Raw genomic sequence first — 7,658 nt, forward strand, 5'->3', positions numbered from 1 at the left:
AAAGATTGTATATATCATAAAGAGCATAGATGACGGCAAAAATGCAGATGTCAGACTGGTTCGAAACCAGCGCGCGGGCGGTCTCGGCGCTCGGCACGCCCGGCTTTGCCCCCGCCCTCATCACCGCGCTGCGCAGCATCGTTCCCTTTGAGTTCGCCGTGGTCTTTGCCTATTATCACGACCACAAACCGCTTGATTTGCATGATGATTTCCCTGCCGCCAAGCGCAAGATCATGGTCGATGACTATCAGGAAGGACCCTATCTACTGGACCCTTTCTACCTCAACGCGGTGACACCAACGACACCACGTCTGGCCCGTCTGCGCGATCTGGCCCCCGACCGATTCTATCAGGCGGAATATTTTCGCAATTATTACATCCAGACCGGACTTGCCGAAGAAATAGGCTTTATCGTCGATATCGGCGACGGGGTCAGCGTGGTGATTTCGGCCATGCGTGAACATAAGGTATTCTCGGCCCGAGAGTTTCGCGACCTTGAAGCCGCCTTTCCATTTGTCGAGGCGATCGCCCGGAAACAATGGACAGAGCTGATCACGCAATTTTCGGCCAGCCCCGAAGCCGACGGTCCCCGCTTGCCGCGACTCATTGATGACGCTTTTCAGAGCTTTGGCCGCAATCTCCTGACCCCGCGAGAAGCGGAAGTAGTGGAATATGTCCTCAAAGGTCATTCCGCCGATGCCACCGGCCGGGCCTTGGGCATATCCCCCGGTACAGTCCGCATCCATCGGCGCAATATCTACGCCAAACTGCGCGTAAGCTCGCAAGGAGAACTGTTTTCGAGCTTTATAGCGGCGCTGTCCGAGCTTGCCTGACTACCTCGCGACAACGGCAACACCGAGCCTCATCAATAGAGTTATCCTCCGCCACTTAGATCTAAGTTCGCACAAAACGCACAAGATCAATCACACTTCGTTCCAAACCTTGGTTCGGCCATCCCTCTTTTCCATCGCCGAATCCACCGCGCCCGAAATGTTGCAATAGCGCAATCAGATCCCCCCAGAGCAACATTCAAGATTGAAGTTTATCGCACAACATCTGATATCGCACGAAAGACATCGAAAGAACCAAAATGACAGGCCATCAAGGCAAGCGAAGACGACCCTCCTTGTCGCTTCCGATCTTGCGCAATTCGCGCGAACAGCATCGCGCCGGGACCCTGACCTTTGGGACATTGCTGGCAGCCCTTGGTGAGACTTCGTTTGGATGGGCCATTGTGGTGTTTTCGCTGGTGACACTCTTGCCGCTGCCGCCCGGAACCACGCTTTTGACAGCCCTGCCACTGCTGGTGACAACAGGGCAGATGATCCTCGGCTATCCGCATGTCAAACTGCCGACACCACTTGCGCAGCTCAGACTCGATCAAGAAAAACTGCGGCGGGTGGTTCTGCGCCTCAGGCCCGTCACGCGCAGGCTCGAACGCATCTTGAAACCGCGCTATGCATCCTTGTTCCTGCGCCAGAACGAACGCCTGCTCGGTGTTTTGCTGTTCGTGATCGCCTTCGCACTCTTCCTGCCAGTTCCCCTGAGCGGCTGGTTTCCGGCGGTGTCTCTCTTTACAGTCGGCGTCGGCGTCGTCGAACGTGACGGGTTGGTCCTGTGCGCAGGCTTGGCGCTTGGCACCCTGTCGGTTCTGCTGACGGCGGCCATTCTCATCTCATTGGCGGCAGGGGCAGATGCGCTCATTCACTGATAGGGTGCATGCGCACTGATCCTCCTCGATACCCGCCTCGTCCGGTTTTTCTGCTTGTAGATATGTGCGGTCTCTCGGGACAGCTACTTCTTGGACCTGTTCGAAGGCTTTAACTACGTTCAGGCCAAATCCTGTCATTTTTGGATTTTTCTCTGCGCTCCGGGCACACCCCCCATTTCAGGAAATATCAGGTGAATGTCGTCCTCAATTCGCAACGACCGGTTTCCGGCGTGTTCCATCAGGCAACCTCTTCGACCTGTTTCATCGGGATCCAGCGCGCGACAAAAATCCAGCCATTCCTGACCGTTAACTCCGACCCCTTTTCCTTCTACGCCCACCACACCTCGTATAACCTCCGCAGCAGCCATTCGCGGCGCAATTATATTAAAAATATATAGACTAATTTGGCAATTTTAGATAATGTTACACTGAGTGACGTAAATTTTACCGCATTCGATACTGCGACATACCCCACCTTTTTTGTTCTCATTTTCTTTCAATCAAAGGATGTCTGACATGGCAAAATCAATTACATTCACGGTCAATGGCCCCGTCGACACGCTCATCAAGATCACGGAACTACCAGACGGAACTCTTCGATTTGACATCAACGTTCTGGGCTCGGGGTTGCTTGGCGATCTGCGGGGCATTTTCTTTGACATGGCCGATTTAGACGCCTCAACGACAGGGCTAACGGTCACCGGCATTGAGGGCAGCGAAGATATCATCGGCCAAACCGTATTTGACGAGCAATCAGTGGCGCAAGTGCGAAATGATGTGAACGTCAACGGCAACGTCCTCAATATACAAGGCCGATTTGACGGCGGCATCGAATTTGGCACGCCCGGCATAGGCAAGGATGACGTTTCATCCGTCAGCTTTATCCTGTCGGCCAATGAGCCTCTGTCTCTCGACAGTTTTGATCTCGCGGATTTTGGCCTGCGCTACACATCCGTAGGCACCGAGGATAACCGCGAAGACAGCGCAAAGATCGCAGGGGATGCCAGCGGCGTCGCCCGCAATGACGCTTGGGAGGTTGATGAAAACTCTCGCGGCGCGGTCGATCTGCTCGCCAATGACACCAACGGCGTACAAGCCGATGGCACGCGCAAGACGGTGATCAGCGTTGTGGACACGCAAGGCGCACTTGACGTTGTACCCAACGGGTTTCAACGCACCGTCGAGATTGGTGGCCTGGTGCTGGGCACCTTGTTGGTGAGCAGCGACGGGTTTGCCCAATTCATCGCGGACGGGGCGGATGTGGACAAGCTCGCGCATGATGACGTCCGGTTTTGGTCCTTTACCTATGAGACGGTATCAAGCACAGGCAATCTTGCGACAGCTGACGTCGTGCTTACAATTGATGGGCAGAACGATCAGCCAAATGCGTTTGATGTGGCGGTCTCTGTGGGCGAGGATGATGCCTTTGATACGGTGCAGAGCGTCCAGTTTCATCCGTTGACTGGCGATGGCGTAACCGGCAGCTTTGTCGGCTCTGACATTGATATCGGCGACATTCTGTCTTTTGCCATCATTTCTGCCCCGACCGACGCTTTCGGCAACCAATATGGCGAGGTGGTCAACAACGGCGATGGCACCTTTACCTTCAACCCGACGGATGAGTTTCAGTTTCTCGAAGCGGGCGAGTCGCGCGATGTGACGTTCCAATATGTCGCAATAGACGACTCTGGCGTTGGCACATCGCCGATTGCACCCGAAGAGAGCGATACCTCAGACGCAGCCACAGTGACGGTGACCGTCATTGGCGCAGATGACGCCCCCGTGAACTTTGTCGATGAGCTGTTGTTCGAGACCAACAACCAGTCCATGTTTGGCACAGGTGACGCGCTGCAATTCCAGCCTGCCCTACCATTCTTCGGCTTCAATACTGGCACACAAAGCCTCAACGCGACGATCATCCCCAGCTTTTCCTTTTCGGGGGACGTTCTGGAGGGGCTCTTGGACGGGATCGAGGCCGTGGTGAATGCCATCGCTGATCTCGGCTGTTCGATTGCTAGCATCTTCGGGGCTGACTGCGACGCCGACGTCGATCTTCCGTCGTCGATCTCGACACCAAGTGTGCGGACCGAGGGCAGCTTCGCAGCAACAGTCGGCCTGCAACCCTATTTCTCACTCACGACCGGCGAGGTAGACGCCTCCATTCCGGTCGACGTGTTCTTCAGCGCGCCGCGTCAGGTCGAAAATGGCGATACCTTCTCGATCAGCAGCGCCTATTCGCTTGACGGTGGGTCCACCTTCTCGACCATGTCGCCCAACGTCAACTTTGGCATGGATTTCGTGTTCGACATCGACACCGCACTCGATCTGCTCATTGGCAGCACCCGCTTTGACATCTGGGACCTCGACACCGGAAACGATCCGAATTTCACAGGCGAACTTGGCCTGCCCGGTTTCAACATCTTTGATGCAAGCGGCGAAGACCTCGAACTCTCGGTGCCTCTGGGTCCGCTCGATCCGTTCTTCGATCTCGATCTCGCGTTCCCAGTGATCAACACCACAGGAACTTTGGACGCTCCGGACGGCAACACCCTCAGCTCATCCGGCAGCGATGATGTCGCTGTGCTGACCGCCGATCTGGATGCTTTTGCGTCACAGCTTCTCTTTGGCTTTCCGTCGGCGTTTGGCAACAGCGATTCCTTCGGGCTCTCTACCAGCATTGCAGGGGTCAGTTTGAACCTGCTGTCGGTTGAATGGGCTTGGGACGTTGTTTCCCTTGCCTTGACCACGACGTTGGAGACCCTTCAGGATTTCTCGCTCAGCGTCGAGGATCTGCCGCTGATTGCAACGCTGGAAGACGGCTCGGTCATCAACGGCTTCTCGCTGGGGGATGAAATCACGGTCAATACTCCGGTCACCGGCGATTTTGATCCTGACGTCTCTGGCAACGCAGATGGGCTCATCGACGTGGACATCGCCGTGGATATGGAGGCGCTGTTCTCCAACGATACCTACCTCGGCCTCGATCTCGATCTCTTTGCAGGGCTGCTGCGGTTCACTGCCGGGATCACCTCTGACTTCTTCGATGGCCCGAGTGTGAGCCTGTTCGATGGCATCATCCCCTCGGTGGACGGCAATAATGACGGCTTCCTGTACGGCAACACCTTCTCGCTGCTGGATGATGTGAGACTGGCAACCCTGTTTGACGAAGAGTTCCCAATTGAGGGGTGGAATACAGCCAATACCGACACAGAGATCTACTTTGACGTAGCATGAGATCAAGTCAGGCATCAGCCTGAGTTGTTCGGCATGACCGTACAAGAGATGCGCACAATATGGACCCGGCACCGCACGCAAACGCGAATTGGCTTTGCTTGCGGTCGCCGAAAACAGCGCGCAACCTCACAAGGCCATAGACCTCGACGCCGAAACGCATTGCAACGCAATAGACCGACAGATGGAGAGCGTCGGACGGTGGGACCGCTTTTTGTGGGCCACCTGCAACTTGATACGCTCGCCATTGACATGGGCCCAGTCCTAGCTCCAGTCGAACTGGGACACATCACCCGGCTGGAACACCATCCGCACCGCACCCGCGCGGGCCTCCGGCGCAGAGCGATGTGCCATTTTGCTTGTCGTCACACCCATCCTCCTTACTCAAGATGACGGTCTCTGGTAAAACCGGGGCGGTCATTTTGCGGGATGCTTCAGGATAATCCAAGCTCGCCCACCGCACGAATCGCCGCCTGACGGAACATCTGCGCAAGCGGTGTCAAATCATCTTCGGAGCGGGCCATGATTCCGATGGGCCCCGCCGTAAGCTCTGTCTTGATCGGCAGGGCCTTCAACCGCCCGGCGGCGATATCATCGGCCACAACCCCGGTGGAAATGATCCAGAGCGCAGTCCCGCCAAGTGCCAAACCCCGTCCGAAGGTAGCCGAAACCGACTCAACCCGATCCGGGAAATCATCCACGCCATTCGCGATCATCATCCTGTCAACCAAGGGCCGGATCGCGGCATCCTGAGGCGGATAGATCACCGGATAACGCCCGACCTCGGCCAGCGCCGTGACCCCGGCAAGCGGGTGACCGGGGGCGCAGACGATCACGACATCCTCGACGTAAAGCTGGGTAAAGGAGATGCCTTTCATCGTATCAGGTTTGCCCAAACGACCAATCAAAAGATCAAGCCGCCCGGCGCGCAGGCGATCGATCAAAAACCCATGTGGGCCATCCTCAACCTGTGGCGTGGCATGCGGAGCGAGGCGCGCAAAAAGCTCAACCGCTCGCGGCAACAGCCGCGCCGCCACGCTTGGCAATGCGCCGATGGCAACTGTACCCTGCTCGCCCTTGCTCAGGGCCGAAACGCTCGTCATCCCCTGATGGATCGCCGTCAGGCTGCTGGTGGCATGGCGCAGGAACACTTCGCCCTCGATGGTCAGCACAATGCCGCCGCGATTGCGCTCCAGAAGGGTGACGCCGGTGATCTCTTCCAGCTCTTTCAATGTCTTGGAAATAGCGGGCTGGGTGAGGTTTAGGCGCTCTGCCGCACGCTTCAGGCTTCCTTGCCGGGCAATTTCGACAAAGGCTTGAAGATGGCGCACCTTGAGTCGTCTGTCGATCACATGATTTCCTATTTCGATAACTAAGTCTGACAATTGATCATTTTACATAACCGTAACGATATAGCATGCTGATGACAAGGATCGGGGAGGATCACATGCGAACGCAGGTTGTCATCATTGGCGGTGGCCCGTCGGGGCTGTTGCTGTCACAGCTTCTGGATGTGCATGGCATCGACAGCATCGTTTTGGAGCGCAAGACCAAGGACTATGTGCTGGGTCGCATCCGCGCCGGCGTTCTAGAACAGGGGCTTGTGCGGCTGATGGAACAGGCGGGCGTGGCGGATCGCCTGCACGCCGAGGGCTATCGCCATGACGGCACGCTGATCGCCTATGGTGATGACACCTTCCGGGTTGATTTTTCCGCCCATACCGACAATTCGGTGATTATCTACGGCCAGACCGAGGTGACCCGTGATCTTTATGCCGCACGCGAGGCGGCAGGCGGCAAGATCATCTTTGAGGTTGAGGATGTCGTGATCCACGGGGCCGATACCGATGCCGCCCATGTCACCTATACGCTGGGCGGTGACGATCACCGCATCGATGCCGATTTCATCGCCGGATGCGACGGGTTTCACGGCGTCAGCCGCCAGTCGATCCCGCTGAGCGTACGGCGCGAATATGAGAAACTCTATCCGTTCGGCTGGCTTGGTGTGCTGTCGGAAACGCCGCCAGTGTCTCACGAGTTGATCTATGCGTCATCGGCGCGGGGCTTTGCGCTGTGCTCGATGCGCAATGACAAACTCAGCCGGTATTACATCCAGTGTTCGCTGTCGGACAAACCCGAGGATTGGACCGATGCGGCGTTCTGGGAAGAGCTCAAGCGCCGTATCCCACAGGACTATGCCGAACGCCTGATCACTGGCCCGTCGATCGAGAAATCCATCGCGCCACTGCGCTCCTTTGTGACCGAGCCGATGCGTTGGGGGCGGCTCTTCCTGTGTGGAGATGCGGCCCATATCGTGCCGCCAACGGGGGCCAAAGGGCTGAACACGGCGGCCTCGGATGTTCATTACCTCTTTGAGGGGTTGCGCCAGTATTATGAGGCCAACACCAGCGACGGTATCGACAGTTATTCACACAAGGCGCTTGCGCGGGTCTGGAAAGCCGAAAGGTTCAGCTGGTGGTTCTCGTCGCTGTTGCACCGCTACCCCGACCAATCGGAGTTCGACCTCAAGATGCAACAGGCCGAAATCGACTTTCTGCGCACCAATCCCGCGGCGCAAAAGGCCATGGCCGAGAATTATGTAGGATTGCCGTATTGATCAGCAAACGAAGGACAGCGCAATGACCGAGCGCTACACCATTGGGATGGCGGTTCGGCGCCGGGTTTTGGGGGATGCGCATGTTGACCGGGCGGAGGC

The 7,658-nt window shown here is 56.8% G+C and carries 5 protein-coding genes and 1 pseudogene; 5 read left to right on the forward strand and 1 reads right to left on the reverse strand.

Annotated features, from left to right (window positions below; translation table 11 throughout):
* Positions 1-29: 29 nt before the first annotated feature.
* The 3 genes from ACN0SW_RS17500 to ACN0SW_RS17510 all read left to right on the forward strand — a co-directional run bounded on the left by ACN0SW_RS17500 (position 30) and on the right by ACN0SW_RS17510 (position 4,945).
* The gene (locus ACN0SW_RS17500) at positions 30-833 is read left to right on the forward strand and encodes a response regulator transcription factor (RefSeq protein WP_417729218.1); all 804 of its coding nucleotides are present in this window, start codon (positions 30-32) and stop codon (positions 831-833) included.
* 293 nt (positions 834-1,126) lie between these two features.
* Entirely contained in the window at positions 1,127-1,711 is a 585-nt protein-coding gene (locus ACN0SW_RS17505; RefSeq protein ID WP_417729219.1) for an exopolysaccharide biosynthesis protein, read from the forward strand.
* A 516-nt stretch (positions 1,712-2,227) separates the two neighbouring features.
* Positions 2,228-4,945, forward strand: a complete 2,718-nt coding sequence (locus ACN0SW_RS17510; RefSeq protein ID WP_417729220.1) for a hypothetical protein — start codon at positions 2,228-2,230, stop codon at positions 4,943-4,945.
* 431 nt (positions 4,946-5,376) lie between these two features.
* On the opposite strand, the gene pcaQ is transcribed toward ACN0SW_RS17510, so the two are convergent.
* Positions 5,377-6,294 carry a pca operon transcription factor PcaQ gene (gene pcaQ / locus ACN0SW_RS17515; RefSeq protein ID WP_417729221.1) on the reverse strand — a complete coding sequence of 306 codons (918 nt, stop codon included), beginning with the start codon at positions 6,292-6,294 and terminating at the stop codon, positions 5,377-5,379.
* 95 nt (positions 6,295-6,389) lie between these two features.
* Between pcaQ and pobA the strand changes: the two genes are divergently transcribed.
* The gene (pobA, locus tag ACN0SW_RS17520; protein ID WP_417729222.1) at positions 6,390-7,559 is read left to right on the forward strand and encodes a 4-hydroxybenzoate 3-monooxygenase; all 1,170 of its coding nucleotides are present in this window, start codon (positions 6,390-6,392) and stop codon (positions 7,557-7,559) included.
* A gap of 22 nt (positions 7,560-7,581) precedes the next feature.
* Positions 7,582-7,658: pseudogene (locus ACN0SW_RS17525) on the forward strand (4-carboxymuconolactone decarboxylase); the annotation flags it as partial.

Origin of the sequence: Roseovarius sp. (genome assembly GCF_048262375.1) — a bacterium.
Classification (GTDB): domain Bacteria; phylum Pseudomonadota; class Alphaproteobacteria; order Rhodobacterales; family Rhodobacteraceae; genus Roseovarius.

What these genes read in the sequence shown, in the direction of transcription:
- pobA (WP_417729222.1), top strand. Translation starts at nt 6,390, where the DNA reads ATGCGAACGCAGGTTGTCATCATTGGCGGTGGCCCGTCGGGGCTGTTG.
- ACN0SW_RS17500 (WP_417729218.1), top strand. Translation starts at nt 30, where the DNA reads ATGACGGCAAAAATGCAGATGTCAGACTGGTTCGAAACCAGCGCGCGG.
- ACN0SW_RS17510 (WP_417729220.1), top strand. Translation starts at nt 2,228, where the DNA reads ATGGCAAAATCAATTACATTCACGGTCAATGGCCCCGTCGACACGCTC.